The sequence below is a fragment of the Thiomicrorhabdus sp. 6S3-12 genome, assembly GCF_017571475.1.
GTDB lineage: Bacteria > Pseudomonadota > Gammaproteobacteria > Thiomicrospirales > Thiomicrospiraceae > Thiomicrorhabdus.
Genome location: NZ_JAGETW010000003.1, coordinates 257,535 through 281,737, shown reverse-complemented (window position 1 = coordinate 281,737; position 24,203 = coordinate 257,535). Strand labels below are relative to the sequence as shown.

Below are 24,203 nucleotides of genomic sequence, written 5' to 3'. Positions count from 1 at the left end.
ATGACTGTTGAACTGATCGCTCCAATCGCGATGTCTGATGGTCTACGTTTCGCTATCCGTGAAGGTGGTCGTACCGTAGGTGCAGGTGTTGTTGCTAAGATTATCGAATAATCTTTAGATAGCATTTTCATCTAAGAAAAAAAGGGGGCTTCTGCTCCCTTTTTTTGTTTATTGTTTGTGAATTGCTAAATGGTTGTTTTTAAAAAAAATTGCTGTTATAATTCGCGACCTTAGTTTGCAAGCAAATTTAATTGCTTGTTTTTCTTTTGATTAATTTGAGAGAAATTTTATGGCGACTCAAAACATTCGTATTCGCTTAAAGGCTTTCGATCACCGTTTGATCGATCAGTCTGCACGTGAAATTACGGAAACGGCTAAGCGTACTGGTGCACAGGTTCGTGGTCCGATCCCAATGCCAACACGTAAAGAGCGTTTCACAGTGTTGATCTCTCCGCACGTAAACAAGGATGCACGTGATCAGTACGAACTTCGTACTCATAAGCGTCTTCTAGACATCGTAGACCCAACTGATAAAACAGTTGATGCTCTTATGAAGCTAGACCTTGCTGCTGGTGTTGACGTTCAACTTGAATTGCGTTAATTAACGCGTTTGTTGGTCATCAATCGTAATGACTGACTGTTTTATAATAATGAGGTTAATGATATGAGTATTGGTATCATTGGTAAAAAAATCGGAATGACTCGTGTGTTCAACGATGAAGGTGTTTCGACTCCGGTTACTGTTATCGAAGTAGCTCCGAATCGCATCACTCAAATCAAGACACTTGAGACTGACGGTTATTCTGCTATCCAGGTTACCACTGGTTCTGTACACGCTGGTCGTGTATCTAAGCCTGCTGCTGGTCACTTCGCTAAAGCGGGTGTTGAAGCAGGTGAAGGTCTTTGGGAATTCCGCGCTGAAGCTGCGGACATCGAAGGTCTAGAAGTTGGATCTGAAATCACTGTCGAACGTTTCTCTGAAACGCCGGTAGTTGACGTAACTGGTACAACTAAAGGTAAGGGTTTCCAAGGTGGTATTAAACGCCACAACTTCGGTATGCAAGATGCAACCCACGGTAACTCGCTGTCTCACCGTTCTAACGGTTCTATCGGTCAAAACCAGACTCCAGGTCGCGTTTTCAAAGGTAAGAAAATGTCTGGACACATGGGTGCTGTCCGTCAAACGACTCTGAACCTAGATTTAGTAAAAGTGGACGTCGAAAATGGTCTATTGTTGATCAAAGGCGCGGTCCCTGGTGCTAAAAACGGTACTGTCATTGTTCGTAAAGCTGTGAAGTAAGGTGGGCACGATGGATTTAAAACTAATTGAATTGGCAACTGGTAAAGAAAACGGAACTGTTGCAGTTTCTGATGCTCTTTTCGGAGTTGACTTTAATGAAGCCTTGGTACACCAAGTTGTTACAGCATATATGAATGCTGGACGCGCTGGTACCAAAGGTCAAAAGAACCGTTCAGCTGTGAGCGGTGGTGGTGCGAAACCTTGGCGTCAAAAAGGAACTGGCCGTGCACGTGCCGGTACGACTCGTAGCCCTGTATGGGTTGGCGGTGGTCGTGCGTTCCCTGGCCACAATCGTGATTTTTCTCAAAAAGTTAATAAGAAAATGTATCGCGGTGCGATGCGTTCGATTATTGCCGAGCTAAATCGTACAGGTCGCCTAATTGTTGTGGATGACTTCAAAGTTGATGCACCTAAGACAAAAGAATTCAAAGCGAAGCTTGCGCAGCTTAATGTTTCTGATGCGCTTGTTGTAACTGAAGGCTTTGATGAATATTTGTATCTTTCTGCACGTAACCTATATGCAGCAGACGTTTGTGATGCAGCTTCAATCGACCCTGTAAGCCTAATCGGTTTCCAGAACGTCGTGATGACTCAAGGTGCAGTTAAGCAACTAGAGGAGCAATTAGCATGAACCAAGAACGTATTCTAAGTGTATTGCTAGCACCACACGTTTCTGAAAAAGCTGCAGTTATGGCAGATTCATCAGAGCAGTATGTGTTCAAAGTTGTACCTGATGCAACTAAACCAGAAGTTAAAGCAGCTGTTGAAACCCTTTTCGGTGTCAAAGTACAGTCTGTGAACATGATTAACATTAATGGTAAGCGCAAAGTATTCAAAGGCCGTGCCGGTAAGCGTAATGGTGTGCGTAAAGCAATCGTTCGTCTTGCTGAAGGTCAAGAAATCGACTTTGCGGCTGCTGAGTAAGGAGTTCAAAGATGGCAATTGTTAAAAAGTCTAAACCGACTTCTCCAGGTCGCCGCTTTGTAGTAAGCGTAGTTGAGCCTACTTTGCATAAAGGTAAACCACACGCAGCCTTACTTGAGAAGAAATCTAAGTCTGGTGGTCGTAACGGTAACGGTCGTATCACAGTACGTCACCAAGGTGGTGGTCACAAACAGCACTACCGTATGGTTGACTTCAAGCGCGATAAAGTAGGTGTTCCTGCGACTGTTGAGCGTCTTGAATATGATCCAAACCGTTCTGCACACATCGCATTGCTTAAGTATGCTGATGGTGCGCGCGCTTACATCCTTGCTGCGAAAAACATGCAAGCAGGTGACGTAGTTGAGTCTGGTGATCACGTTGCAATCAAAGCTGGTAACAGCCTGCCACTTCGCAACATCCCGGTTGGAACGATTGTTCACAACGTAGAGATGCGTCCTGGTAAAGGTGGTCAGATTGCTCGTTCAGCAGGTGCTTTTGTATCGATCGCTGGTAAAGATGGCGCATACGTTCTAGTCCGTCTTCGTTCTGGTGAAATGCGTAAGATCCACCAGGAATGTCGCGCGACAATCGGTGAAGTAGGGAATTCTGAGCACAGTCTTCGTAAACTTGGTAAGGCTGGTGCTAAGCGCTGGCGTGGTGTTCGTCCTACCGTTCGTGGTGTGGCGATGAACCCTGTTGACCACCCGCACGGTGGTGGTGAAGGTCGTACTTCCGGTGGTCGTAACCCTGTTACTCCATGGGGTGTTCCGACTAAAGGTAAGAAGACTCGTAGCAACAAGCGTACTGATAACATGATCGTACGCCGTCGTCACAATAAGTAATAAGGAAGGACACTGATGCCACGTTCAGTTAAAAAAGGACCTTTTGTTGATCACCACCTTTATAAGAAGGTGGTAGAGGCACAAGAATCTGGTAATAAGCGTCCAATCAAAACCTGGTCAAGACGTTCAATGATCTTGCCTGAAATGATTGGTCTGACTATCGCAGTTCACAACGGTAAAGAGCACATTCCAGTTTTCGTTTCTGAAAACATGGTTGGCCACAAACTAGGTGAATTCTCAATGACACGTTACTACCGCGGCCACGCTGCGGATAAGAAAGCGAAACGTTAATAGGAGTTGGTCATGCAAGTAAGTGCTACACATAAATTTGCGCGTATCTCTCCACAAAAAGCGCGTTTGGTCGCTGACTTAATCCGTGGGAAGAACGTAGAGCAAGCGGTAAATATCCTTGCGTTCAGCGATAAAAAAGCAGCTGCATTGTTTAAGAAAGTTCTTAACTCTGCAATTGCAAATGCTGAAAACAATAACGGTATGGATATCGACGAACTGACTGTTACAGCAGCATTCGTTAATGAAGGCCCTATCATGAAGCGTATGCGCGCTCGTGCTAAAGGTCGTGGTAACCGTATCTTGAAACGCACTAGTCACCTTACCGTGACAGTCGGCGATAAATAAGGAGAATCAGAATGGGTCAAAAAGTAAATCCGGTCGGGATTCGTCTTGGTATTACTAGAGATTGGAATGCTCGCTGGTATGCGAACAGCAAAAACTATTCTGATTTCTTGGTGAGCGATCTTGAGATTCGTAACGAACTTAACAAGAAACTAGCTCACGCTTCCGTTTCTCGAATCAATATCGAGCGCGTTGCTAACGGTATCCGTATCACGGTTCACACAGCGCGTCCTGGTGTTGTTATCGGTAAAAAAGGTGAAGATATTGAAAAGTTGAAGCAGTCTCTTTCTGCTATGACTGGTATGCCAGTTAACATCAATATCGAAGAGATCAAAAAGCCTGAGCTTGACGCTAAACTTGTTGCTGAGTCAATTGCACAGCAGCTTGAAAAGCGTATTCAGTTCCGTCGTGCTATGAAGCGTGCTGTAGGTAATGCAATGCGTCTAGGTGCAGAAGGGATTAAAGTAACGGTTTCCGGTCGTCTTAACGGTGCGGATATCGCCCGTGCGGAATGGTATCGTGAAGGTCGTGTACCGCTTCACACTTTCCGTGCTGACATTGATTATGCAACTTTCGAAGCTGATACTACCTACGGTAAGATCGGTGTTAAAGTTTGGATTTTCAAAGGCGAGAAGCTAGGTAAGCTTGCTCTAGAGAATAACTCATCTAAGGGCAAAAAAGGCCGTAAATAAAAGGATAACTCACTATGTTAATGCCTAAGCGTACAAAATTTAGAAAAGTACAAAAAGGTCGTAACCGTGGTCTAGCGCAAGCTGGTAACAAAGTTAGCTTTGGTGATTTCGGTCTTAAGGCTCTAGAGCGCGGTCGTATGACTTCACGTCAAATCGAAGCTGGTCGTCGTGTGATGACTCGTCACGTAAAACGTGGTGCTAAGATTTGGATTCGTGTTTTCCCTGATAAACCAATTACCAACAAGCCACTTGAAGTTCGTATGGGTAAAGGTAAAGGTTCTGTTGAATACTGGGTTGCTCAGATTCAGCCAGGACGTATCCTATTTGAAATGCAAGGTGTTGATGAAAAGCTGGCTCGCGAAGCATTTGAACTTGCTGCCGCTAAGCTGCCTTTCAAAACAACTGTTGTAACTAGAACGGTGATGTAAGATGACTGCGAAAGAATTAAACGAAAAATCAGTTGAAGAACTTCGTAACGAGTTGCTTGAACTTCGTAAAGAGCAATTCAACTTGAGAATGCAACATTCAACTGGTCAGTTATCAAACTCTGCAGCGCTTAAGAACGTTCGTCGTTCTATCGCTCGAGTTAAAACCATCATTCGTCAAAAAGTGAGTAAGTAAGATGGCTGATCAAAAGAAAGCACGTACTATTCAAGGTGTTGTTGAAAGTAACGGTATGCAGGACTCTATTGTTGTTCGCGTTAACCGTTTCATCAAACACCCTAAGTATAAAAAATTCGTTAAGAAATCTACTAAGATCATGGCTCATGATTCTGAGAACGCTGCTAGCGTAGGTGATACAGTGACTATTAAAGAAACTGCACCAATCTCAAAAAACAAGTCATGGACTTTAGTTAGCATTGACGAAAAAGCGAAAATTTAATTTTCACTAGCAATTGTGTGAATTAGTTGATATAATTCGCGCAATTTTCAAATGCCACCTTAAAGTTGCAAGCCGAAAATAACTTCGGGACTGCACTTTTCGGTGGTTTTTGTGCTACTTGTAATTTTTATTTATGGATGGAGTCCCACCATGATTCAGATGCAAACAGTGCTTGACGTAGCTGATAACAGCGGAGCACGCCGCGTCCAATGTATTAAAGTGTTAGGCGGTTCTCACCGTCGTTACGCTAATGTTGGTGACGTGATCAAAGTGAGTGTTAAAGAAGCTGCACCACGTGGAAAAGTGAAGAAAGGTGATGTTTACAACGCGGTTGTAGTTCGTACTGCAAGCGGTGTTCGTCGTCCAGATGGTTCTAAGATCAAGTTCGATGGTAACGCTGCCGTTATCCTGAACGCTAAACACGAGCCAATTGGAACACGTATCTTCGGCCCAGTAACTCGTGAGCTTCGTAACGACAAGTTTATGAAAATTGTTTCATTAGCTCCTGAAGTTCTATAAGGAAGAAGTAATGAATCGTTTAAGAAAAGGTGACGAGGTAATCGTCCTAGCCGGTAAAGACAAAGGAAAGCGTGGTTCGATTTCTTCTGTTATGGCTAACGGTAAAGTTTTAGTAGATGGTATTAACTTGGTTAAGAAGCACACTAAGGGTAACCCTATGACTGGTGCACAAGGTGGTATCGTTTCTAAGGAAATGCCAATTGATGCTTCGAATGTGGCTCTTGTAAACCCTGAAACCAACAAAGCTGACAAAGTTGGCTTTAAAGTTGAAGGCGAGAAAAAGGTCCGCTTCTTTAAATCTACTGGTAAAGCGGTTGACGCTTAATAAAGGGTAGAGAAATGGCAAGATTACAATCATTCTACAAAGAGCAAGTTGTTCCTCAATTGATGGAACAGTTTGGCTATAAATCTCCGATGCAGGTTCCTAAGCTGCAGAAAATCACCATCAACATGGGTGTTGGTGATGCAATCGGCGATAAGAAAGTTTTGGACAATGCGGTTGCCGATATGGAAGCAATTGCTGGTCAGAAAGCAGTACGTACTCTAGCGCGTAAATCTGTTGCGAGCTTTAAAGTACGTGATGGTTATCCACTAGGTTGTAAAGTAACTCTTCGCGGTGAGCGTATGTATGAGTTCCTAGACCGTCTAGTCAACATCGCTCTACCTCGCGTACGTGACTTCCGTGGTGTTAACGCGAAAGCTTTCGATGGTCGCGGAAACTATAACCTAGGCCTTAAAGAGCAAATCATTTTCCCTGAAATCGAGTTTGAAAAAGTTGACAAGATCCGTGGTATGGACATCAACTTCGCGACTTCTGCGCAAACTAACGATGAAGCGAAAGCTCTTTTAGAAGCCTTCAATTTCCCATTCAAGAAATAAGAGGATCTTCTAATGGCTAAGTTGTCAATGATTGCTCGTGAAACAAAACGCACAAAGCTAGTTGCAAAATATGCAGCTAAGCGCGCTGAACTGAAAGCAATCATCGCAAATCCTGAAACTGATTTCGATGATCGTATGGATGCAGTAGATGCGCTAAACAAGTTGCCACGTGATGCGTCTCCAGTTCGTCAGCAGCGTCGCTGCCGTATTACTGGCCGTCCACACGGTGTTTATAGAAAATTTGGTCTATCACGTAATATGCTTCGTCAAATGACGATGCAAGGTGATGTTCCTGGATTAAGAAAAGCTAGTTGGTAAGGATAAATATCTATGAGTATGTCTGATCCAATCGCTGATATGTTAACACGTATCCGTAACGGCCAAATGGCTGGTCACGCTAACGTGGTTATGCCTTCTTCAAAAGTTAAAGCAGCTGTTGCTAAAGTACTTAACGACGAAGGTTATATTTCATCTTTCAGCATTAATGAGAACAATGGTAAATCTGAATTGTCAATCGATCTTAAATATTTCGAAGGCAAACCAGTTATTGAAATGGTTAAACGTGTAAGCCGTCCAGGTCTGCGTGTTTACAAAAACAAAGATGAGTTACCAAAAGTAATCGGCGGTCTTGGTATCGCTGTAATTTCAACCTCAAAAGGTATTATGACTGACCACCAGGCACGTGCTGCCGGGATCGGTGGTGAAGTTGTTTGCTACGTAGCATAAGGAATCTGAATTATGTCTAGAATTGCAAAGGCTCCTGTTACCGTACCTGCTGGCGTTGAAGTTAAAGTAGAAGGTAACACTGTCACTGTCAAAGGATCTAAAGATACTTTGACTCAAACTTTTAATGAAGCTGTTTTGGTTTCTGTTGAAGACGGTCAAGTGATCTGTCAACCTCAAGAAGGTGTTGTTAAAGGTTGGGCGCAGGCTGGTACTGCTCGCTCAATCATCAATAACATGGTTCAAGGTGTGACTGAAGGTTTTGAGAAAAAACTAGAGTTGGTTGGTGTTGGTTACCGTGCTAAAGCACAAGGTAAAGTACTAAACCTGACTCTTGGTTTCTCTCACCCTGTTGATCACGAGATTCCAGAAGGAATTACTATTGAGACTCCTTCTCAAACTGAAATCGTTGTAAAAGGTGCGAACAAGCAAGTTGTTGGACAAGTTGCTGCTGAAATTCGCGGCTACCGCCCACCAGAGCCTTATAAAGGTAAAGGTGTTAAGTATGCTGATGAGCGCATTTTACGTAAAGAAGCTAAGAAGAAATAAGGCTGGAAGTAAGTATGGATAAGAAATCAGCCCGTCTTCGTAGAGCGAAGAAAACACGTGCAAAAATCTCTGAATTGAAAATGGCGCGTCTGTGTGTACACCGTACTTCACAGCATATCTATGCACAAGTCATTTCAGCTGATGGTCAACAGGTTGTTGCTTCTAGCTCTACTGTACAAGCGGACGTTAAATCAGAAATTAGCAATGGTTCTAACAAGTCGGCTGCAGCTGTTGTTGGTAAGGCTATTGCTGAAAAAGCCAAAGCTGCTGGTGTAACCAAGGTTGCATTTGATCGTTCAGGTTTCAAATACCACGGTCGTATTCAACAGTTAGCTGAATCAGCCCGTGAAAACGGTCTTGAATTTTAAAGGAAGGAAAATATGTCTTCACATGAATTACAAGACGGCCAAGATGCTTTGATCGAAAAACTAGTGGGCATTCGTCGTGTTGCTAAGGTTGTTAAGGGTGGTCGTATTTTTTCGTTCTCCGCTCTTGCAGTTGTTGGTGACGGCGAAGGTAAAGTAGGCTACGGTAGTGGTAAAGCGAACGAAGTACCTGTTGCGATCAAAAAAGCAATGGAAAAAGCTCGTCGTAACATGAGATCTGTTTCACTTAAAGACGGAACTATTCAGTATCCTATCAACTACAAGCAAGGTGCAGCGAACATCGTTATGCTACCTGCTTCTGAGGGTACTGGGGTTATCGCCGGTGGTGCAATGCGTGCGGTTCTTGAAGCTGCAGGTGTTCACAACGTACTTTGTAAGTGTGTTGGTACCACTCGCCCGGTAAACGTTGTACGTTCTACTGTTAACGCACTGACTTCTATCAGCAGCCCAGAAATGATCGCTGCAAAACGTGGTAAGTCAGTTGAAGAAATCGTAGGTGAGTAAGATGTCAGATAAAAAAATTACAGTGACACTGGTAAAAAGCCCTATCGGCCGTTTACCAGCACACAAAGCGTGTGTATCTGGTCTTGGTCTAAGAAAAATGCACCAAACAGTAAGCGTTATTGATACTCCAGCTAACCGCGGAATGATCAATAAGGTTTCCTATTTGCTTAAAGTAGAGGAAGCATAAAATGCAACTAAATACTTTAAAACCAGCTGACGGCGCCAAATCTTCACGCAAGCGTGTAGGTCGTGGTCAAGGTTCAGGTTGGGGTAAGATGGGTGGTCGCGGTCACAAAGGTCAAAAATCACGTTCTGGTGGTATGCCTAAGATCGGTTTTGAAGGTGGTCAGATGCCACTTCAAAGACGTCTGCCAAAAATCGGTTTTACTTCACGTAAATCCGAGTTTGTGACTGAAATCCGTCTTGATACTCTATCTAAAATCGAAGCTGACGTAGTTGACATCGCAGCGCTTAAAGCTGCTGATATCATCGGTCAGAAAATTAAGGAAGTTAAAATCATCAACTCTGGTGAAATCACCAAGGCTGTAAAAACTTCCGGATTGCGAGCAACTGCAGCAGCTAAAGCTGCAATTGAAGCTGCTGGTGGCACTGTAGAAGCTTAATTATGAATAGTTCAATTGCATCAACTGGAATGAGCGGACTTAAGAACAAGATTCTTTTCGTCCTGGGTGCCATCATCGTTTACCGATTGGGTACACATATTCCTGTTCCGTCAATTGATCCGATTGCCTTAGCTGCAATGTTCGAACAGCAAAAGGGTACCATTCTAGACATGTTTAACATGTTCTCGGGTGGTGCCCTTGAGCGTTTATCCATCTTTGCTCTTGGGATTATGCCGTACATCTCAGCTGCGATTATCATGCAGCTGTTGACGGTGGTTTCTCCTACTCTCGAGCAGCTTAAGAAAGATGGTGAGCAAGGACGTCGCAAAATCACCCAGTACACCCGTCAGGGGACTGTGGTGCTTGCGACTTTCCAGGCTTTAGGTGTCGCGATTGCACTCGAATCACAAAATGTTAATGGAATGCCGGTTGTTATCGATCCAGGTCTGTTGTTTAAACTGACCGCAGTGGTAACTTTGGTTTCCGGAACGATTTTCCTAATGTGGTTAGGTGAACAAATTACCGAGCGTGGTATCGGTAATGGTATTTCTCTAATCATTTTTGCAGGGATTGTTGCAGGTCTGCCTAGCGCTTTGGGTGGAACCTTCGAGCAGGTTAATACGGGTGCAATGCACGCCATTACCGTATTTGTCCTTCTTGCTTTAATCGCTGCTGTTATTGCATTTGTGGTATTTGTTGAACGTGGACAACGTCGTATTCCCGTTCACTATGCCCAAAAAATGCGCGGTCGCAAACTGTATGGCGGTCAAGAGTCACACCTGCCTCTTAAGTTAAATATGGCTGGTGTTATTCCGCCGATTTTCGCCTCCAGTATTATTCTGTTCCCGGCAACCATTGGTGGCTGGTTCGGTTCTGCTGAAGGTATGGGGTGGTTGAAAGACATTGCTACGACTCTGTCTCCAGGTCAGCCTCTGTATGTTCTTCTGTATGCGATGGCAATTATTTTCTTCTGCTTCTTCTACACTGCGATTGTTTTCAATCCAAATGAAACGGCAGAAAATCTAAGAAAATCTGGTGCCTACCTGCCGGGTATTCGTCCGGGTGCGCAAACTGCCCGCCACATTGATGGCATTATGGGCCGCTTGACACTAGCCGGTGCGATCTACATCACGGCGGTGTGCTTGCTACCAGAGTTCTTGATCTTATATTGGAATGTTCCTTTCTATTTTGGTGGAACGTCACTTTTGATCATTGTAATTGTAGTCATGGATTTCATGACAGCAGTACAGGCTCAAATGCAGTCAAGCCAATATGAAGGCATGATGAAAAAAGCGAAATTAAAAGGTAAATAACTTCAAGGTTTTTTATCTAGTATTTAAAGCGAAAGATGTGTATAATCGCACGTTTTTCAGTAGATGGAATTAAAGGGAGCGTCAAAATGGCTCGTATTGCCGGCGTAAACATTCCAGTTAACAAGCACATTGTTATTGGATTGACTTCGATCTACGGGATTGGTTCTACTGCTGCAAAGAAAGTTTGTGCAGCAACTGGTATCGAACCATCTACGAAAGTTCGAGAACTAACTGAAGATCAGTTAGAAGCACTTCGTAACGAAGTGACAAACTACACGATTGAAGGTGATCTTCGTCGTGAAGTGTCTATGAATATTAAGCGTTTGATGGACATGGGTTGTTACCGTGGAATTCGTCATCGTCGTAGCCTACCACTACGTGGTCAGCGTACTAAGACGAATGCACGTACTCGTAAAGGTCCAATCAAACCAATCAAGCGTTAATGCTTAGATAGCGAGAAAGAATATGGCAAAAGCAAATTCACGTGTTAAAAAGAAGGCTAAACAGGTCGTAACGGATGCGGTAGCGCACGTTCACGCTAGCTTCAATAACACGATCGTAACTATTACTGACCGTCAAGGTAACGCACTATGCTGGGCAACTTCTGGTGGTAGCGGATTCCGTGGTTCTCGTAAGAGTACTCCATTCGCTGCACAGGTTGCTGCAGAACGAGTTGGGCAAATGGCTCAAGAATACGGTGTTAAGAACATAGATGTTATGGTTAAAGGTCCTGGACCTGGTCGTGACTCTGCAGTTCGTGGTCTAAACAGTGTTGGTTTCAAAATTACATCAATTTCTGATGTAACTCCGATTCCTCACAACGGATGCCGCCCACCTAAGAAACGTCGCGTTTAATTTTTGAGGTAATCATGGCTAGATATATTGGTCCTAAGTGTAAACTTGCCCGCCGTGAAGGTACTGATCTATTTTTGAAAAGCGGTGTTCGTAGCATCGAATCAAAATGTAAAATCGATCAACTACCAGGTGTACACGGTGCAGCTCGTAAAAAGGTAACTGAATACGGACTTCAGTTGCGTGAAAAACAAAAAGTTCGTCGTATGTACGGTGTTCTAGAGAAAAAGTTCCGTCTTTACTATAAAGAAGCGGATCGTCGTAAAGGTTCTACTGGTGTAAACCTTCTACAAATCCTAGAAAGCCGTCTTGACAATGTTGTATACCGTATGGGCTTTGCTGCAACTCGTGCAGAAGCTCGTCAGCTTGTTTCGCATAAAGCGATCTTGGTTAACGGTCAATCAGTAAATATTCCGTCTTTCGAAGTATCTGCTGGTGATGTGGTTTCTATTCGTGAGAAATCTCGCAACCAAACTCGTATCGCAGCAGCGCTTGAATTGAAAGCGCAAACTGGTGCGGTTAGCTGGGTTGAAGTAGACGCTAAAGCGTTTGAAGGAACTTTCAAATCAGTTCCTGATCGTGCTGATCTGTCTGCTGATATTCAAGAAAACTTGATTGTTGAGCTTTACTCTAAGTAATAGAAACGGAGATCACCTCTGATGCAAGAGATGTTAGAACAGTTGTTGACACCTCGCATGGTCGATATTCAACGTCTAACGCCATTTCACAGTCGTGTAACCCTAGAGCCGCTTGAACGCGGCTTTGGTCACACTCTAGGAAATGCGTTACGTCGTATTTTGTTATCTTCTATGCCGGGTGCGGCTATCGTAGAAGCCCAAATTGATGGTGTTTTACACGAATACTCATCGATTGAAGGTGTAAGAGAAGACGTTTTAGAAATTCTCTTAAACCTAAAAGAGGTGGCGGTCAAATTACACGCAACAAACAGCGCAGAATTGACTTTAAATAAACAAGGACCTGCAGTTGTCCGCGCTTCAGATATCGCGCTAAACCATGATGTTGAGATCGCTAATCCGGATCACATCATTGCGCATTTGTCTGAAGGTGCTGAACTGAACATGAGCCTACGTGTTGAAAGTGGTATGGGTTACCGTGCAGCACAAACCGATAACGACAGCGCGATCGGTGTACTGCGTCTAGATGCGAGTTTCTCGCCGGTTCATACCGTCAGCTACGAAGTTCAGAATGCTCGTGTTGAACAACGTACCGACCTTGATAAGTTGATTTTTGACGTGGTTACTGATGGTACCCTTGATCCGGAAGACGCGATCAAGCAAGCGGCTACTGTTCTTCACCTACAATTGAATGCATTTGTAGATCTGAAGCACAAGGAAGTTGCGGCTCCTCAGGAAGAAGAGAACGAGTTTGATCCGATCTTCTTGCAACCTGTTGACGACTTAGAGTTAACTGTTCGTTCAGCTAACTGTCTGAAAGCAGAACAAATCTACTACATCGGCGATCTTGTCCAGCGTGCGGAACCGCAACTGCTTAAGACGCCTAACCTAGGTAAGAAATCTCTGCAAGAAATCAAAGATGTTCTTGCGCAAAGAGGTTTGAGCCTTGGTACAAAACTGGAAAACTGGCCACCAGCAAGTCTGGTGAGCAAGGAATCTTAATATAAGGAAGCTATCATGCGTCATGGTAAATCAGGTCGTAAGTTAAATCGTAACAGTGCGCACCGTAAAGCAATGTTCAAAAACATGTCTGCTTCACTTATCGAACATGAAGTAATCCGTACTACGGTTGCTAAGGCTAAAGAACTACGTACAGTTGCAGAGCCTTTGATTACGCTGGCTAAAAATGACAGCGTTCACAACCGCCGTACTGCCTTTGCTCGTTTAGGTGATAAAGCAGCAGTAGGTAAGTTATTCCAAGAGCTTGGTCCACGTTACCAAGGTCGTCCAGGTGGTTACATCCGCATTCTTAAATGCGGTTACCGTCCTGGTGATAACGCACCTATGGCGATTGTTGAATTGGTTGACCGCCCAGTTGCGGAAGCCGACAACGCTGCTGAGTAATCAGCAATAAAGAAAGCCGGTTAATCCGGCTTTTTTTATGCCCATCGAAAACGTAAACTACAAATTATGTTATTCGATACCCACGCTCATCTTTCTGAAGCAACTCCGCAAGAGATTGCCGCGCTTCATTATCCCGTTCTCAACGTTACAACGGATCCATCTCAATGGAATAATGCCGTTGAACTCTCCAAACAGTTTCCAATGGTCGGCTGTGCGCTTGGTTTGCACCCGTGGTTTGTCAGCCAAGACAGTTTTGCTGCACTTGATATCCTTGAAAACTATCTGCAGCGCGAGAAGATTAGCGCGCTCGGTGAAATCGGTCTCGATTTTCAAAAGCAGTTCTCCAACAATAAAACGCTGCAGCTCGAACTCTTCGAATGTCAGTTACAACTGGCACAGAAATACCGGTTGCCGGTTTCGATTCATGTAATCAAAGCGCACAACGAGATGCTTGCTCTGCTAAAAGAGTATCGGGTTGGCGGTGTTATACACGCTCTAGGAGCCTCTTTACCTTTGGTTGAGAGTTACATCAATTTGGGTCTTAAAATCGGTGTGAACGGCGTTGTATGCCGTATAAACGCGCATCGTTATCATGCTATGCTGCAAAATTTCGATCTGAGTCATTTTGTGCTCGAAACCGACTACCCGAATATCGTGTTGCCCGGGCACACACATGTTGCTCTTAATGATCTGCAAGAAGTTGCCAAAATGATTTCATCACTGAAAACCTTACCCGTTGCAGAGGTCTTGCAGCAAACAAGCTATAATGCGCAACAGATTTTTAGATTTTCGCAGGAATAAAGAATGGACGCACTTTTCGAACGCAGTTTATTGGTATTTGAAGAGCAGGGGATTGCCCAACTGCAAGGCGCGCATGTACTGGTTGCGGGCGTAGGAGGTGTCGGAGGTTTTGTTGCCGAGGCACTGGCGCGTGCAGGCGTCGGCCAAATCACCCTGATCGATCACGATACGGTCAATCCTTCCAATAAAAACCGTCAGATTATAGCCTTGGACTCCAATCTTGGCCGCAATAAAGCTGAGGTGATGGCTGAACGGATTGCGGATATTAATCCTGATTGCAAGGTCAATATTAGCAAGCAATTCATTCGCCCGGACGATATGCACAGTCTGTTAAGTCCCGGTTATGATTATGTGATTGATGCGATAGACAGTCTGAACTGTAAAGTGGCTTTGGTAGCGACGGCCAAACAACTCAGTTTAAGAGTTGCTTCCAGCATGGGTGCCGGTCGTCGTGTCGATCCATCCAAGATTCAATTGGCTGATATTTCCAAAACATACGGCTGTGCTCTGGCGCGCAATATGCGCCAACGTCTTAAGAAACAGAGAATCGCCAAGGGCGTTATGACGGTTTTTTCGAGCGAAATACCTAAGGAACCGGGGCCGATGGAAGAGATTGAAGGCGCTCGTGGTCGTGTCGTTAACGGGACCGCGAGTTATATGCCGGGTATTTTCGGTTTAATGCTTGCCGGTTATGTGATTTCGGATCTGGCGGATCATAGCTGATTCCAGTGCTTTCAATTTCTTGCCGCTTGGACTCTATGGATCAAAGGTTATCGCACGAAGTCGTTGTGCAACACTTTCCAGATTTTATACCCGTCCGCGGTCGAAGCTTGCAGCTGCAGACACTCGGTCGGTAGTTCGACCGCCGAGTTTTCCACATACTTATCGAAATCGAATTTCCTCAGCAGTTCGCAGCTGACCTTTTTCTCCAGCGTTGCTTGTTGTATCGCATTATCAGCAAAGCCGATTTCCATCGCCGGCGCGACTCTGACCTGCTGATTCGCTCCCTGATTGATTACCCAGAAGTTGACCCCGAGATTCTGCGCCAAGATATGTTCGCCCTGCGCAAAATACTCGGTTGTTTGCGGTTTCTGGCTGAAATAGAAGGCCGAACTGCCCAGAGTCCCTTTTACCATGACCAGCATGAATAGAATCAGAAACGGGTGCGGTCTGATTTTCCAGTGTCTGCCGAGAATAAAAATCAGGATCGGAAACAGATTGTCCATGACATAGCGAATCTGCATCGGAAGGGAAAACCATCCGGCAGTCAAAAGCCATTGCTTATCAGTGCGCTGCCAGTGGTACACAAATAAGAGTGCGAAAGCGCCCAGCAGAAGAATGGCCGGTAAGGCGAAACGATTTTCCGTTACATTGATCCCGTCGATACGCATGGAGCCGAAATTGAAGATATCCATAACCTCCTGAAAATACTGACCTCCGCTAAACCACTGCCAGCCGATGACGCCTGCAAGTAACGGGAAAAGATAGATCCGTCGCCAGAAAAGCAGCGGAATCAGGTAGATAAAAAACAAATGATAAAAACTTGCCATCAAGCATCCCAGTGTCAAATGCAGCAGGGCATCCCATTGGGGCTTCAGATTCTTGTAGCTGGCGGCAATCGCCAGAAACATCAGTAAGGTTTCAAAGATCGTCGGCCTGGCCAGAAGAAAACGGTCGCCGACCGCCCAGATCACGAAAAGCAGCAAGAAGATCCGTGTGTCTTTGTGGGCTTCATGCAAGTTGAGGTAAACCACAAGTGCCAGCAAGGCAATCGATGCGGTCTGGATTAATTTGATACTGAAAGCGCCAAACGCCTGATAAAGGTTTCCTGCTACCCAGTCAAAGCCATACCAGGCATTAAAGTGATAGGGGTAACCATCAAACATCAGGCGATAGTCGTAGCCATACTGCCAGGCATGAACGTGTCTTAACAGATCGTCCGGTGGCATCGGCGAAAAAAACAGCGTCATGCCGATCAGAATGATGCTGATAAAGGCAAACGAAAGGCCTTCATTGTGCCACTGTGGATCGTCGGGAGTATAGATGGGTTTGCGATCCAGCCAGTAATTCTGCAGGAAAAGTTTCCAGTCGTCCCGGATTCGCTGTTTTACTTTATTCAACATAAATCAGTTCCGTTGGCTGCTGCGAAAAATAAAGCGTTTAATCTCGCGACTATGGCTGTTGATATTTTCGGAAATCAGCCCGATAGCGAAAGTCAGCAAAGTGAGAACGAAGCCGCCCATACTGACAATCAGCGTCGGGAAATGCGATACCTTTTCCGTTGTAAGGAACTCGATCAATGGAATGGCAAAGGTAATACAGGAGAGGGTAAGCAACAGCAGGCTGGCGTAGCCATAAAACTGCAAGGGCTTCTTGAGCTGGTAAAGCCAGAACAGTTTAAAGAAAATTTTGGTGCCGTCTTTAAGTGTACGCAGTTTGGAATGCGAATCTTCCGGGCGCAGGCGGTAATCGACGGCTACCTCCGCAATAGCGGCACCGAGATCGAAAGCGTGGATGGTTAATTCAACTTCAACTTCGAAACCGGAAGCGATTGACGGGAAACTTTTGATAAAGCGACGGCTCATTACCCGCATACCAGAAAACGGATCCGTTACCGGCATGTCGAACAGTGTGGAGATCATTTTTGAGAATAGCCGGTTACCCAGATAGTGACCGGTTCTGTCATGGCTTGAGCGATCCTGTAAACGGTCGCCGACCAGCATATCCAGATGATCCTGTTGCAGGCGTTCAATCATTTCCGGCAGACGTGATGCATCATAGGTATCGTCCCCGTCCAGGGTAACGAAAATATCGGCTTCAACTTCGCCAAACGCCTTTTTCAGCGTTCGTCCTTTGCCGCGGCGCACTTCCTGGCGAACGACCGCGCCCGCAGCAGCGGCGATGTCTGCCGTTTGATCCGTGGAATTATTGTCGTACACGTAAATACGGCTCACAGGAAGAGCTCTTCTGACATCGGCGATGACCTTGGCGATGGTTTGCGCTTCATTGAGACAGGGGATGATAACGGCAACGGAAGGCACGCAGGACGGGCGCAGATCATTGGCATTGTCAGTGTGCGGTTGCAGTGTCGGGTTAAGTGTATACATGTAATCGCTGTGCCATTAAAGAAGAAACAATTTGGGTACGTAAACAGGACGGTCAGGTTATGCACTGTTTGCGGGTTTAGAGGATACCGCACTATATTAACGTGAATAATTGCAAAAAGCGTTCGATTTGACGAGTGGAGACTGAGAGTTCAGTCTGCGGCCATTGACCTTGCCGGCTAAAGAAGGATTAGCCGGGCAAGTAAGTGGGGTGGTGTTATCGCAGGCCTTTTTAACGCGCAAGCAGCGGTTTAAGGTATCGACCGGTATGCGATTGCGGATTGGCGGCAATCTCTTCAGGTGTTCCCGTGGCGATAATCTGTCCGCCGCCGGAGCCGCCTTCCGGGCCAAGATCGACGACCCAGTCAGCGGTTTTAATCACATCCAGATTGTGTTCGATAATGACAATGGTGTTGCCGTGATCCCGTAACTGATTGATAACCTGCAGCAGCAGTTCGATATCGTGGAAATGCAGGCCGGTGGTGGGTTCATCCAGTATGTACAGCGTATTGCCTGTATCGCGTTTCGACAGTTCCTTGGCCAGTTTGACGCGTTGCGCTTCACCGCCCGAAAGGGTTGTCGCACTCTGGCCGAGTTTGATGTAGCCGAGCCCGACTTCCATCAATGTCTGCAGTTTGCGAGCCAATACCGGGATCGAGTCGAAGAAAGCGCGAGCGTCTTCGACGGTCATTTCCAGAATCTCATGGATATTCTTGCCTTTGTACTGCACCTGCAGGGTTTCGCGATTGTAACGCTGGCCCTGACAGACGTCGCAGGGAACATACACATCCGGCAGGAAGTGCATTTCCACTTTTAAAACTCCGTCGCCCTGACAGGCTTCGCAGCGCCCGCCTTTGACATTGAAGCTGAAGCGTCCGGGCGTATAGCCGCGGGTACGGGATTCCGGTGTTGCCGCCATCAATTCACGGATCGGGGTAAAGAGTCCGGTATAGGTCGCCGGATTGGAACGAGGTGTGCGTCCGATGGCACTCTGGTCGATATTGACGGCCTTGTCGAAGTGTTCAAACCCTTCGTGGCTTTTGTAAGGTGACGGGGTATGCCCGGCTTTGTTAAGGATGTTGGCCGAAAGCTTGGAAAGGGTGCCGTTAATCAGTGTCGATTTCCCGGAACCGGACACACCGCTGACGCAGGTCAGAAGCCCGACCGGGATTTCCAGATTGACATCTTTCAGGTTGTTGCCGTGGGCGCCGTTAATTTTCAGCCAGCGTTCGTCGGTTTTCAGGCGCTGCTGCGGCAGACTGATTGCACGCTTTCCACTCAGGAACTGACCGGTCAGAGATTGCGGGTTGTCCATGATTTCCTGCGGCGTTCCCTGAGCCATGACCCGACCGCCGTGGATGCCGGCACCGGGACCGATATCCAGTACATGATCGGCTGCTCGGATGGCGTCTTCGTCATGTTCGACGACAATCACCGTATTGCCCAGATCGCGCAAGTGGTTCAGAGTGCTGAGCAGTCGGTCATTGTCTCGCTGGTGCAGGCCGATTGACGGCTCATCGAGGACATACATGACGCCGACCAGACCGGCACCGATCTGCGATGCGAGACGGATACGCTGTGCCTCTCCACCGGAAAGCGTGTCGGCGCTGCGGTTCAGAGTCAAATAGTTCAGGCCGACATTGACCAGAAAGCTCAGGCGCTCGTGAACTTCCTTGATGATTTTGGCGGCAATCTCACCTTTCGCACCTTCCAGCGTCATTCCGCTGAAAATCTGATGCAGTTCGCCGACCGGAAAATCGGTCAGTTGCGGCAAGGTGTAGTCGTTAACATACACATGCCGGGCGACCTCGTTCAGGCGTGTGCCGCCGCAGGCCGAGCAAGGCTTGCTGGTGCGGTATTTTTCCAGTTCGTCGCGCACCGCTTTGCTTTCGGTCTCGGCAAAACGGCGTTCCATATTCGGAATGACGCCTTCAAAGCGACGGACATCGCTATATTTGCCGTGCGGCAGCGGCAGTTGCTGGCGACCGGAGCCGTACAGAATAACTTTTTGATTGTCTGCAGAAAGCTCCTGCCAAGGGGTTTCAATATCGAACTCATAGAAGTCGGCAACCGCTTTCAGAAGATCGTAATAGTATTTGTGACGGCGGTCCCAACCGCGAATCGCGCCTCCGGCGAGACTTAACTCCGGATGGCTGATGATCTTGTCGGCTTCGAAACTCTCTTTGACGCCCAGTCCGTCACAGGTCGGGCAGGCGCCGTGCGGATTGTTGAAGGAGAAGATTCGCGGTTCCAGCTCCGGAACCGAATAGCCGCAATGCGGACAGGCGAATTTTTCCGAGAACAGCAGTTCGAAATCGTCGTCTTCGCTCATGGGAACCACTTGCGCCAGACCGTCGGACAGCCGCAGGGCGGTCTCGAAGGATTCCGCCAGACGTTGCTTGATATCTTCGCGTACTTTGAAGCGATCGATAATCACCTCAATTGTATGCTTCTTGTTTTTTTCCAGTTCGATAGTGCCGTCGAGTTCGCGGGTTTCGCCGTCAATACGGGCGCGGATAAAGCCTTGCGCCTGCAGCTCGCTCAACAGCGTCTGATGTTCGCCTTTTTTGGCGCGTACCACCGGAGATAGCAGCAAGCATTTACTGCCTTCCGGCAATTCCAAAGTGTGATCGACCATCTGGCTGACGGTTTGCGCCTGCAGATCGCAGCCGTGTGTCGGACAACGCGGTGTCCCGACACGGGCAAACAGCAAACGCAGGTAGTCGTAAATTTCGGTCACGGTTCCTACGGTGGATCGCGGGTTGTGCGAAGTCGATTTTTGCTCGATTGAGATCGCTGGAGAAAGCCCTTCGATATGATCCAGATCCGGTTTCTCCATCACCGACAGGAACTGACGGGCGTAGGCGGAAAGCGATTCCACATAACGACGTTGACCTTCGGCATAGATGGTGTCAAATGCCAATGAAGATTTTCCCGAGCCCGACAAACCGGTAATTACGATCAGTTTGTCGCGCGGAATCGTCACATCGATATTTTTTAAGTTGTGGGTGCGCGCGCCGCGAATGACAATTTCTTCAAGCATAGAACCCTGTCCAAGAATTTGAGGCAAACCGCTATTATAGCAAGGTTGTTTTTAAAACAATATGTTGCAGTCAGTGTCAGGCTTCAGAAGTGTGTAAAGGGATTTAATTGTTACTGTGCAGCCTTGCTTGATATGATTTCTTTTAATCTGCAATGATTAGCGGGTTAATTGTGTTTGAATGAGATTTCATTTTGGCGATTCGAACGATTGCTTGCCACGAGTGCGATTTCAGGGATTGAAACCGTCTCGAACGGGAACGAACGTTGGATTTCTTAGAAAAAGACCGCGAATAGGATATTTAAAACATGGATAGATACGCCCTGCAGTCGGCATTTTTTGATATTGCCGTTGCGATTGGCAACTCCTTTGAATTGGACAGAATGCTGAATGAGATGGCAAGCCTGATGCAAAGCCGTCTTAACTGCGAATCGGTTGCGATTTATCGACAGGAAGGATCCTTGGTCGAAATCTGTTGCGCCCATGCCGAATCGATCCCCGAATGTTCACTGGATTCAAAAGAAATTGAGCCGTTGCTGCAGCGATATCAACAGCATCGGCAAGATGTGCTGCAGATGCAGAGTGGTGGGAATTTCTATTATCTGTTTGCGTTGAATGAATTCGGCGTTCTGGTTATAAACAGAACGCATTCGGAATTTGATGATTTTGCACTTAACTGCCTGCTGGAGCTTATGCATAAGCTGGCGCATTCCATTGAGGTCTGCATTGATCATCAGAAACTGACCAGTGTCAGGAAAAAATTAAGTGAAACGCAGCGTGTCGCAAAAATCGGTGACTGGGAATTCGATCTGCGGGCAAATAAACTCGATTGGTCTCCTGAAACCTACCGGATATTCGAATGTGACGAAGCATCCTTTGAGCCGACTTATGAGGGGTTTCTGGAACTGATCCATCCTGAAGATCGACAGCGGGTGCTTGAGGTTTTTGAGAAATCGTTAAGAGATAAACAGGTTTATAACGTTGAACATCGAGTGCTTTTCCCGGGCGGCAGAGTCAAATATGTCTTAGAGCAGGCCTTTACGGTTTTTGATGATCAGGGAAATCCGCTCAGTACCGCCGGAACGGTTCAGGATATTACCGAAAAGAGTCATATCGAAAAGGAATTGAATCAGCGCGAAGCGGAATTGGAGGCGATTGTCGAATCTATCCCTCTGATGCTGTTTGTCAAAGAAGCCAAGGAACTGCGCTTTGTCCGCTTTAATAAAGCCGGCGAAAAAATTCTTGGCTACAGCCGTGATCAGATGCTGGGGAAAAATGATTACGATTTTTTCCCCGAAGAGCAGGCGAGCTTCTTCGTTGAGCAGGATCGCAAAGCGCTGAATTCCGGTAAAGTCACCTCGGTAGCCGAGGAACTGGTCAGTACACCTGCGGGCGACAGAATATTGCATACGATCAAAGTCGGCATTCCGGACGAGAAAGGCGAACCCAAATATCTGCTGGGGATTTCCGAAGACATTACCGAATTCAAGAAAGCCAATGATCGTTTACAGGCCAGCGAGACATATCTGCGGCTGGCGCAGTCGGTTGCCAAGGTCGGGCACTATGTTTTAGACGTGCAAAGAGGACTTTGGACCAGTTCCGAAGAGTTGGACCGGATTCTGGGGATTGATGAGTACTTTGTCCGCGATGTGGCCGGTTGGATATCACTGATTCAGCCGGAAGACCGAGCGATGATGACCGAGTATCTCACTAATGAAGTGCTTGGCAAGAAACGGCCGTTTGATAAAGAGTATCGGATTGTTTCTCCTCTCGACGGCCGTGAGAAATGGGTGTACGGAATCGGTGTTCTGCAGTTTGACGATGCCGGCGATGTCGTGGAAATGTTTGGCACCATTCAGGATATTACCGAGCGCAAAAAGAATGAACGGAAGTTGAATCAGGCGTCTTCGATTATCGCCAATCTGGCCGAAGGTATTATGGTGACCGATGCCGAAAACCGCTTTATCAGCGTTAACCCGGCTTTTACACGTATCACCGGCTACTCCTTGCAGGAGGTGGACGGAAAAACTCCGAATATTCTCTATTCGGGTAAACATGATGAGAGCTTTTATCGGGAAATGTGGGACGGACTGCTTGATAAAGGGCGTTGGCAGGGGGAGGTTTGGAATCGCCGCAAAAACGGTGAAATCTATCCGCAATGGCTTTCGATCAGCACGATACAGGATGAGAAGGGAGGACTTCTCAATTACATTGGCGTATTTTCCGATATTTCGGCGCTTAAAGAGAATGAAGAGGAGCTGCGTTTTCTGGCGCATCACGACGCTTTGACCTCACTGCCGAACCGGGTTTTATTGAATGACCGCCTCGAGCACGCTTTGACGCATATCAGCAGAAGTAAACTCAATTTGGCCGTGCTCTATCTCGATCTGGATCACTTTAAGGCGATTAATGACAGCTTCGGCCATCCGCATGGTGATTTGCTGTTGCAGGTTATTGCCAGTCGTCTGCAGCAGGCGTTGCGTAAGCACGACACGGTTTCCCGGGTTAGCGGGGATGAGTTTGTTGTTCTGTTGGAGGATCTGCATTCGGCGGAAGAAGCGGGGCTGATTGCCGAAAAGATTCTCGATTCCATCAGTAAGCCGATCATGTTGGACGTGAATGAAGTCACGGTAACGGCGAGTATCGGGATCGCCATGGCTCCGGCAGATTCAAGCAGTTCGGTTTTGCTGCTGAAAAATGCCGATACGGCGCTGTATAGGGCCAAAGATCAAGGGCGGAACAATTTTGAGTTCTTCTCGAGTGAGATGTCCGCATCCAGTTTCGAAACGCTGTTTATGCTCAACGGTCTCTATAAGGCGCTGGAGAATGAAGAGTTTGTCATCTATTATCAGCCTCAGGTGGACATGGTTGAAAATCGACTGACCGGTGTCGAGGCGTTGGTGCGCTGGAATCATCCGGAAATGGGGCTGGTTCCGCCGGCTCGGTTTATCCCGCTGGCAGAGGATTCCGGCGTCATTCTCAAGTTGGGTGAGTGGGTCTTGCGTGCCGCATGCCGCCAAATGAAAAGCTGGCTTGAGCAGGGCGTTGCAGTCGACTATATTGCCGTGAATCTCTCCGGGCGGCAGTTGATTGACAAGAATTTGCTCCATGTTGTGCGTAGCGCCTTGCAGGAAGCGAATATCGACGGGCGTTATATCGAACTCGAAGTGACCGAAACGCTGGTGATGAAAGAGACCACTTATTCTAATGTGATACAAGAGTTGAAGACGCTAGGGGTGCGAATTTCGATCGATGACTTTGGAACCGGTTATTCTTCGCTGGTGCGGCTCAAATATCTGCCGATCGATAAGTTGAAAATTGATATGTCTTTTATTCAGGGTGTTCCGGAAGACGAAGACGATGCCAATATTACCCGCACCATTATCAATCTGGCGCAGGGGATGAACCTGAATGTCATTGCCGAAGGCGTCGAGAGCGAAAAGCAGGCCGAGTTTCTGTTACAGCAGCAATGTCGCTATGTTCAGGGGTATCTGTATAGCCGGCCTTTGCCGGCGAAAGAACTGGAGGCATGGCTGACGCGTTTTCAGCAGCCTTGAAAGCGCGTAACCAATAGATGACAGAGCGGTTTGCTGCTCG

Annotated in this window: 34 protein-coding genes; 31 read left to right on the top strand and 3 right to left on the bottom strand. The window is 46.7% G+C overall.

Annotated elements, in window-relative coordinates; genetic code table 11:
- The 30 genes from J3999_RS05605 to J3999_RS05460 form a co-directional block, all read left to right on the top strand.
- Positions 1-111 (top strand): hypothetical protein (locus J3999_RS05605; RefSeq protein ID WP_208126953.1); only part of this gene is annotated, 111 nt, incomplete at its 5' end.
- A gap of 178 nt (positions 112-289) precedes the next feature.
- Positions 290-601, top strand: coding sequence for a 30S ribosomal protein S10 (rpsJ, locus tag J3999_RS05600; protein WP_028485243.1), 312 nt, complete (start codon positions 290-292; stop codon positions 599-601).
- A 63-nt stretch (positions 602-664) separates the two neighbouring features.
- Positions 665-1,300, top strand: a complete 636-nt coding sequence (gene rplC, locus J3999_RS05595) for a 50S ribosomal protein L3 (protein ID WP_208126938.1) — start codon at positions 665-667, stop codon at positions 1,298-1,300.
- Between the two features lie 25 nt (positions 1,301-1,325).
- Positions 1,326-1,931, top strand: coding sequence for a 50S ribosomal protein L4 (gene rplD / locus J3999_RS05590; protein WP_371811861.1), 606 nt, complete (start codon positions 1,326-1,328; stop codon positions 1,929-1,931).
- Positions 1,928-2,224, top strand: coding sequence for a 50S ribosomal protein L23 (rplW, locus tag J3999_RS05585; RefSeq protein WP_208126936.1), 297 nt, complete (start codon positions 1,928-1,930; stop codon positions 2,222-2,224). The genes rplD and rplW overlap by 4 nt, the downstream gene beginning before the upstream one ends.
- Positions 2,225-2,235: 11 nt before the next feature.
- A complete protein-coding gene (gene rplB / locus J3999_RS05580; protein WP_173284027.1) occupies positions 2,236-3,066 on the top strand; it encodes a 50S ribosomal protein L2 in 831 nt (276 codons plus the stop codon).
- A 15-nt stretch (positions 3,067-3,081) separates the two neighbouring features.
- Complete coding sequence (gene rpsS, locus J3999_RS05575) at positions 3,082-3,357, top strand: 30S ribosomal protein S19 (protein ID WP_173284028.1); 276 nt, start codon at positions 3,082-3,084, stop codon at positions 3,355-3,357.
- Positions 3,358-3,369: 12 nt separating this feature from the next.
- The gene (gene rplV, locus J3999_RS05570; protein ID WP_208126935.1) at positions 3,370-3,702 is read left to right on the top strand and encodes a 50S ribosomal protein L22; all 333 of its coding nucleotides are present in this window, start codon (positions 3,370-3,372) and stop codon (positions 3,700-3,702) included.
- Positions 3,703-3,713: 11 nt separating this feature from the next.
- Positions 3,714-4,391, top strand: coding sequence for a 30S ribosomal protein S3 (rpsC, locus tag J3999_RS05565; RefSeq protein WP_208126934.1), 678 nt, complete (start codon positions 3,714-3,716; stop codon positions 4,389-4,391).
- A gap of 14 nt (positions 4,392-4,405) precedes the next feature.
- Positions 4,406-4,819 carry a 50S ribosomal protein L16 gene (gene rplP / locus J3999_RS05560; RefSeq protein WP_173284031.1) on the top strand — a complete coding sequence of 138 codons (414 nt, stop codon included), beginning with the start codon at positions 4,406-4,408 and terminating at the stop codon, positions 4,817-4,819.
- Between the two features lies 1 nt (position 4,820).
- Positions 4,821-5,012, top strand: a complete 192-nt coding sequence (gene rpmC / locus J3999_RS05555; RefSeq protein ID WP_173284032.1) for a 50S ribosomal protein L29 — start codon at positions 4,821-4,823, stop codon at positions 5,010-5,012.
- A gap of 1 nt (position 5,013) precedes the next feature.
- On the top strand, positions 5,014-5,274 hold the full coding sequence (gene rpsQ, locus J3999_RS05550; protein WP_173284033.1) for a 30S ribosomal protein S17: 261 nt from the start codon (positions 5,014-5,016) through the stop codon (positions 5,272-5,274).
- 150 nt (positions 5,275-5,424) lie between these two features.
- A complete protein-coding gene (rplN, locus tag J3999_RS05545; protein WP_173284034.1) occupies positions 5,425-5,793 on the top strand; it encodes a 50S ribosomal protein L14 in 369 nt (122 codons plus the stop codon).
- A gap of 10 nt (positions 5,794-5,803) precedes the next feature.
- Positions 5,804-6,118 carry a 50S ribosomal protein L24 gene (rplX, locus tag J3999_RS05540; RefSeq protein ID WP_208126933.1) on the top strand — a complete coding sequence of 105 codons (315 nt, stop codon included), beginning with the start codon at positions 5,804-5,806 and terminating at the stop codon, positions 6,116-6,118.
- A 14-nt stretch (positions 6,119-6,132) separates the two neighbouring features.
- On the top strand, positions 6,133-6,672 hold the full coding sequence (rplE, locus tag J3999_RS05535; protein WP_208126932.1) for a 50S ribosomal protein L5: 540 nt from the start codon (positions 6,133-6,135) through the stop codon (positions 6,670-6,672).
- Between the two features lie 12 nt (positions 6,673-6,684).
- On the top strand, positions 6,685-6,990 hold the full coding sequence (rpsN, locus tag J3999_RS05530; protein ID WP_173284037.1) for a 30S ribosomal protein S14: 306 nt from the start codon (positions 6,685-6,687) through the stop codon (positions 6,988-6,990).
- 12 nt (positions 6,991-7,002) lie between these two features.
- A complete protein-coding gene (gene rpsH / locus J3999_RS05525; protein ID WP_173284038.1) occupies positions 7,003-7,398 on the top strand; it encodes a 30S ribosomal protein S8 in 396 nt (131 codons plus the stop codon).
- 12 nt (positions 7,399-7,410) lie between these two features.
- Positions 7,411-7,944 (top strand): 50S ribosomal protein L6, encoded by a 534-nt coding sequence (gene rplF / locus J3999_RS05520; RefSeq protein ID WP_208126931.1) that lies wholly within the window; start codon positions 7,411-7,413, stop codon positions 7,942-7,944.
- A gap of 14 nt (positions 7,945-7,958) precedes the next feature.
- Positions 7,959-8,312, top strand: a complete 354-nt coding sequence (gene rplR, locus J3999_RS05515; RefSeq protein WP_173284040.1) for a 50S ribosomal protein L18 — start codon at positions 7,959-7,961, stop codon at positions 8,310-8,312.
- Positions 8,313-8,324: 12 nt separating this feature from the next.
- A complete protein-coding gene (gene rpsE / locus J3999_RS05510) occupies positions 8,325-8,834 on the top strand; it encodes a 30S ribosomal protein S5 (RefSeq protein WP_173284041.1) in 510 nt (169 codons plus the stop codon).
- A gap of 1 nt (position 8,835) precedes the next feature.
- Positions 8,836-9,021 carry a 50S ribosomal protein L30 gene (gene rpmD, locus J3999_RS05505; protein WP_173284042.1) on the top strand — a complete coding sequence of 62 codons (186 nt, stop codon included), beginning with the start codon at positions 8,836-8,838 and terminating at the stop codon, positions 9,019-9,021.
- Between the two features lies 1 nt (position 9,022).
- Complete coding sequence (gene rplO / locus J3999_RS05500) at positions 9,023-9,457, top strand: 50S ribosomal protein L15 (RefSeq protein WP_173284043.1); 435 nt, start codon at positions 9,023-9,025, stop codon at positions 9,455-9,457.
- Positions 9,458-9,459: 2 nt separating this feature from the next.
- The gene (gene secY / locus J3999_RS05495) at positions 9,460-10,770 is read left to right on the top strand and encodes a preprotein translocase subunit SecY (RefSeq protein WP_173284044.1); all 1,311 of its coding nucleotides are present in this window, start codon (positions 9,460-9,462) and stop codon (positions 10,768-10,770) included.
- Between the two features lie 86 nt (positions 10,771-10,856).
- Positions 10,857-11,213, top strand: a complete 357-nt coding sequence (rpsM, locus tag J3999_RS05490) for a 30S ribosomal protein S13 (RefSeq protein ID WP_173284045.1) — start codon at positions 10,857-10,859, stop codon at positions 11,211-11,213.
- A gap of 22 nt (positions 11,214-11,235) precedes the next feature.
- Entirely contained in the window at positions 11,236-11,625 is a 390-nt protein-coding gene (gene rpsK, locus J3999_RS05485; protein ID WP_173284046.1) for a 30S ribosomal protein S11, read from the top strand.
- 14 nt (positions 11,626-11,639) lie between these two features.
- Positions 11,640-12,260 carry a 30S ribosomal protein S4 gene (gene rpsD / locus J3999_RS05480; RefSeq protein WP_208126930.1) on the top strand — a complete coding sequence of 207 codons (621 nt, stop codon included), beginning with the start codon at positions 11,640-11,642 and terminating at the stop codon, positions 12,258-12,260.
- 21 nt (positions 12,261-12,281) lie between these two features.
- Positions 12,282-13,259, top strand: coding sequence for a DNA-directed RNA polymerase subunit alpha (gene rpoA / locus J3999_RS05475; protein ID WP_173284048.1), 978 nt, complete (start codon positions 12,282-12,284; stop codon positions 13,257-13,259).
- A 15-nt stretch (positions 13,260-13,274) separates the two neighbouring features.
- Positions 13,275-13,661 (top strand): 50S ribosomal protein L17, encoded by a 387-nt coding sequence (gene rplQ, locus J3999_RS05470; protein ID WP_173284049.1) that lies wholly within the window; start codon positions 13,275-13,277, stop codon positions 13,659-13,661.
- Between the two features lie 66 nt (positions 13,662-13,727).
- The gene (locus tag J3999_RS05465) at positions 13,728-14,462 is read left to right on the top strand and encodes a TatD family hydrolase (protein ID WP_208126929.1); all 735 of its coding nucleotides are present in this window, start codon (positions 13,728-13,730) and stop codon (positions 14,460-14,462) included.
- A gap of 3 nt (positions 14,463-14,465) precedes the next feature.
- Positions 14,466-15,185, top strand: a complete 720-nt coding sequence (locus J3999_RS05460) for a ThiF family adenylyltransferase (RefSeq protein ID WP_208126928.1) — start codon at positions 14,466-14,468, stop codon at positions 15,183-15,185.
- A 47-nt stretch (positions 15,186-15,232) separates the two neighbouring features.
- On the opposite strand, the gene J3999_RS05455 is transcribed toward J3999_RS05460, so the two are convergent.
- From J3999_RS05455 to uvrA, 3 genes are all read right to left on the bottom strand, one after another.
- Positions 15,233-16,585 (bottom strand): hypothetical protein, encoded by a 1,353-nt coding sequence (locus tag J3999_RS05455; protein WP_208126927.1) that lies wholly within the window; start codon positions 16,583-16,585, stop codon positions 15,233-15,235.
- Between the two features lie 3 nt (positions 16,586-16,588).
- A complete protein-coding gene (locus tag J3999_RS05450) occupies positions 16,589-17,569 on the bottom strand; it encodes a glycosyltransferase family 2 protein (protein WP_208126926.1) in 981 nt (326 codons plus the stop codon).
- Between the two features lie 229 nt (positions 17,570-17,798).
- Positions 17,799-20,609 carry an excinuclease ABC subunit UvrA gene (gene uvrA, locus J3999_RS05445; protein ID WP_208126925.1) on the bottom strand — a complete coding sequence of 937 codons (2,811 nt, stop codon included), beginning with the start codon at positions 20,607-20,609 and terminating at the stop codon, positions 17,799-17,801.
- Between the two features lie 305 nt (positions 20,610-20,914).
- Here uvrA and J3999_RS05440 point away from each other — a divergent pair, with 305 nt between their 5' ends.
- Positions 20,915-24,163 carry an EAL domain-containing protein gene (locus J3999_RS05440; RefSeq protein WP_208126924.1) on the top strand — a complete coding sequence of 1,083 codons (3,249 nt, stop codon included), beginning with the start codon at positions 20,915-20,917 and terminating at the stop codon, positions 24,161-24,163.
- The last annotated feature ends 40 nt before the right edge of the window (positions 24,164-24,203 follow it).

Excerpts from the sequence above, each read along its gene's own strand:
- rpsJ (WP_028485243.1), top strand. The coding sequence starts at position 290 with ATGGCGACTCAAAACATTCGTATTCGCTTAAAGGCTTTCGATCACCGT.
- rplC (WP_208126938.1), top strand. The coding sequence starts at position 665 with ATGAGTATTGGTATCATTGGTAAAAAAATCGGAATGACTCGTGTGTTC.
- rplW (WP_208126936.1), top strand. The coding sequence starts at position 1,928 with ATGAACCAAGAACGTATTCTAAGTGTATTGCTAGCACCACACGTTTCT.
- rplB (WP_173284027.1), top strand. The coding sequence starts at position 2,236 with ATGGCAATTGTTAAAAAGTCTAAACCGACTTCTCCAGGTCGCCGCTTT.
- rpsS (WP_173284028.1), top strand. The coding sequence starts at position 3,082 with ATGCCACGTTCAGTTAAAAAAGGACCTTTTGTTGATCACCACCTTTAT.
- rplV (WP_208126935.1), top strand. The coding sequence starts at position 3,370 with ATGCAAGTAAGTGCTACACATAAATTTGCGCGTATCTCTCCACAAAAA.
- rpsC (WP_208126934.1), top strand. The coding sequence starts at position 3,714 with ATGGGTCAAAAAGTAAATCCGGTCGGGATTCGTCTTGGTATTACTAGA.
- rplP (WP_173284031.1), top strand. The coding sequence starts at position 4,406 with ATGTTAATGCCTAAGCGTACAAAATTTAGAAAAGTACAAAAAGGTCGT.
- rpmC (WP_173284032.1), top strand. The coding sequence starts at position 4,821 with ATGACTGCGAAAGAATTAAACGAAAAATCAGTTGAAGAACTTCGTAAC.
- rpsQ (WP_173284033.1), top strand. The coding sequence starts at position 5,014 with ATGGCTGATCAAAAGAAAGCACGTACTATTCAAGGTGTTGTTGAAAGT.
- rplN (WP_173284034.1), top strand. The coding sequence starts at position 5,425 with ATGATTCAGATGCAAACAGTGCTTGACGTAGCTGATAACAGCGGAGCA.
- rplX (WP_208126933.1), top strand. The coding sequence starts at position 5,804 with ATGAATCGTTTAAGAAAAGGTGACGAGGTAATCGTCCTAGCCGGTAAA.
- rplE (WP_208126932.1), top strand. The coding sequence starts at position 6,133 with ATGGCAAGATTACAATCATTCTACAAAGAGCAAGTTGTTCCTCAATTG.
- rpsN (WP_173284037.1), top strand. The coding sequence starts at position 6,685 with ATGGCTAAGTTGTCAATGATTGCTCGTGAAACAAAACGCACAAAGCTA.
- rpsH (WP_173284038.1), top strand. The coding sequence starts at position 7,003 with ATGAGTATGTCTGATCCAATCGCTGATATGTTAACACGTATCCGTAAC.
- rplF (WP_208126931.1), top strand. The coding sequence starts at position 7,411 with ATGTCTAGAATTGCAAAGGCTCCTGTTACCGTACCTGCTGGCGTTGAA.
- rplR (WP_173284040.1), top strand. The coding sequence starts at position 7,959 with ATGGATAAGAAATCAGCCCGTCTTCGTAGAGCGAAGAAAACACGTGCA.
- rpsE (WP_173284041.1), top strand. The coding sequence starts at position 8,325 with ATGTCTTCACATGAATTACAAGACGGCCAAGATGCTTTGATCGAAAAA.
- rpmD (WP_173284042.1), top strand. The coding sequence starts at position 8,836 with ATGTCAGATAAAAAAATTACAGTGACACTGGTAAAAAGCCCTATCGGC.
- rplO (WP_173284043.1), top strand. The coding sequence starts at position 9,023 with ATGCAACTAAATACTTTAAAACCAGCTGACGGCGCCAAATCTTCACGC.
- secY (WP_173284044.1), top strand. The coding sequence starts at position 9,460 with ATGAATAGTTCAATTGCATCAACTGGAATGAGCGGACTTAAGAACAAG.
- rpsM (WP_173284045.1), top strand. The coding sequence starts at position 10,857 with ATGGCTCGTATTGCCGGCGTAAACATTCCAGTTAACAAGCACATTGTT.
- rpsK (WP_173284046.1), top strand. The coding sequence starts at position 11,236 with ATGGCAAAAGCAAATTCACGTGTTAAAAAGAAGGCTAAACAGGTCGTA.
- rpsD (WP_208126930.1), top strand. The coding sequence starts at position 11,640 with ATGGCTAGATATATTGGTCCTAAGTGTAAACTTGCCCGCCGTGAAGGT.
- rpoA (WP_173284048.1), top strand. The coding sequence starts at position 12,282 with ATGCAAGAGATGTTAGAACAGTTGTTGACACCTCGCATGGTCGATATT.
- rplQ (WP_173284049.1), top strand. The coding sequence starts at position 13,275 with ATGCGTCATGGTAAATCAGGTCGTAAGTTAAATCGTAACAGTGCGCAC.
- J3999_RS05465 (WP_208126929.1), top strand. The coding sequence starts at position 13,728 with ATGTTATTCGATACCCACGCTCATCTTTCTGAAGCAACTCCGCAAGAG.
- J3999_RS05460 (WP_208126928.1), top strand. The coding sequence starts at position 14,466 with ATGGACGCACTTTTCGAACGCAGTTTATTGGTATTTGAAGAGCAGGGG.
- J3999_RS05455 (WP_208126927.1), bottom strand. The coding sequence starts at position 16,585 with ATGTTGAATAAAGTAAAACAGCGAATCCGGGACGACTGGAAACTTTTC.
- J3999_RS05450 (WP_208126926.1), bottom strand. The coding sequence starts at position 17,569 with ATGTATACACTTAACCCGACACTGCAACCGCACACTGACAATGCCAAT.
- uvrA (WP_208126925.1), bottom strand. The coding sequence starts at position 20,609 with ATGCTTGAAGAAATTGTCATTCGCGGCGCGCGCACCCACAACTTAAAA.
- J3999_RS05440 (WP_208126924.1), top strand. The coding sequence starts at position 20,915 with ATGGATAGATACGCCCTGCAGTCGGCATTTTTTGATATTGCCGTTGCG.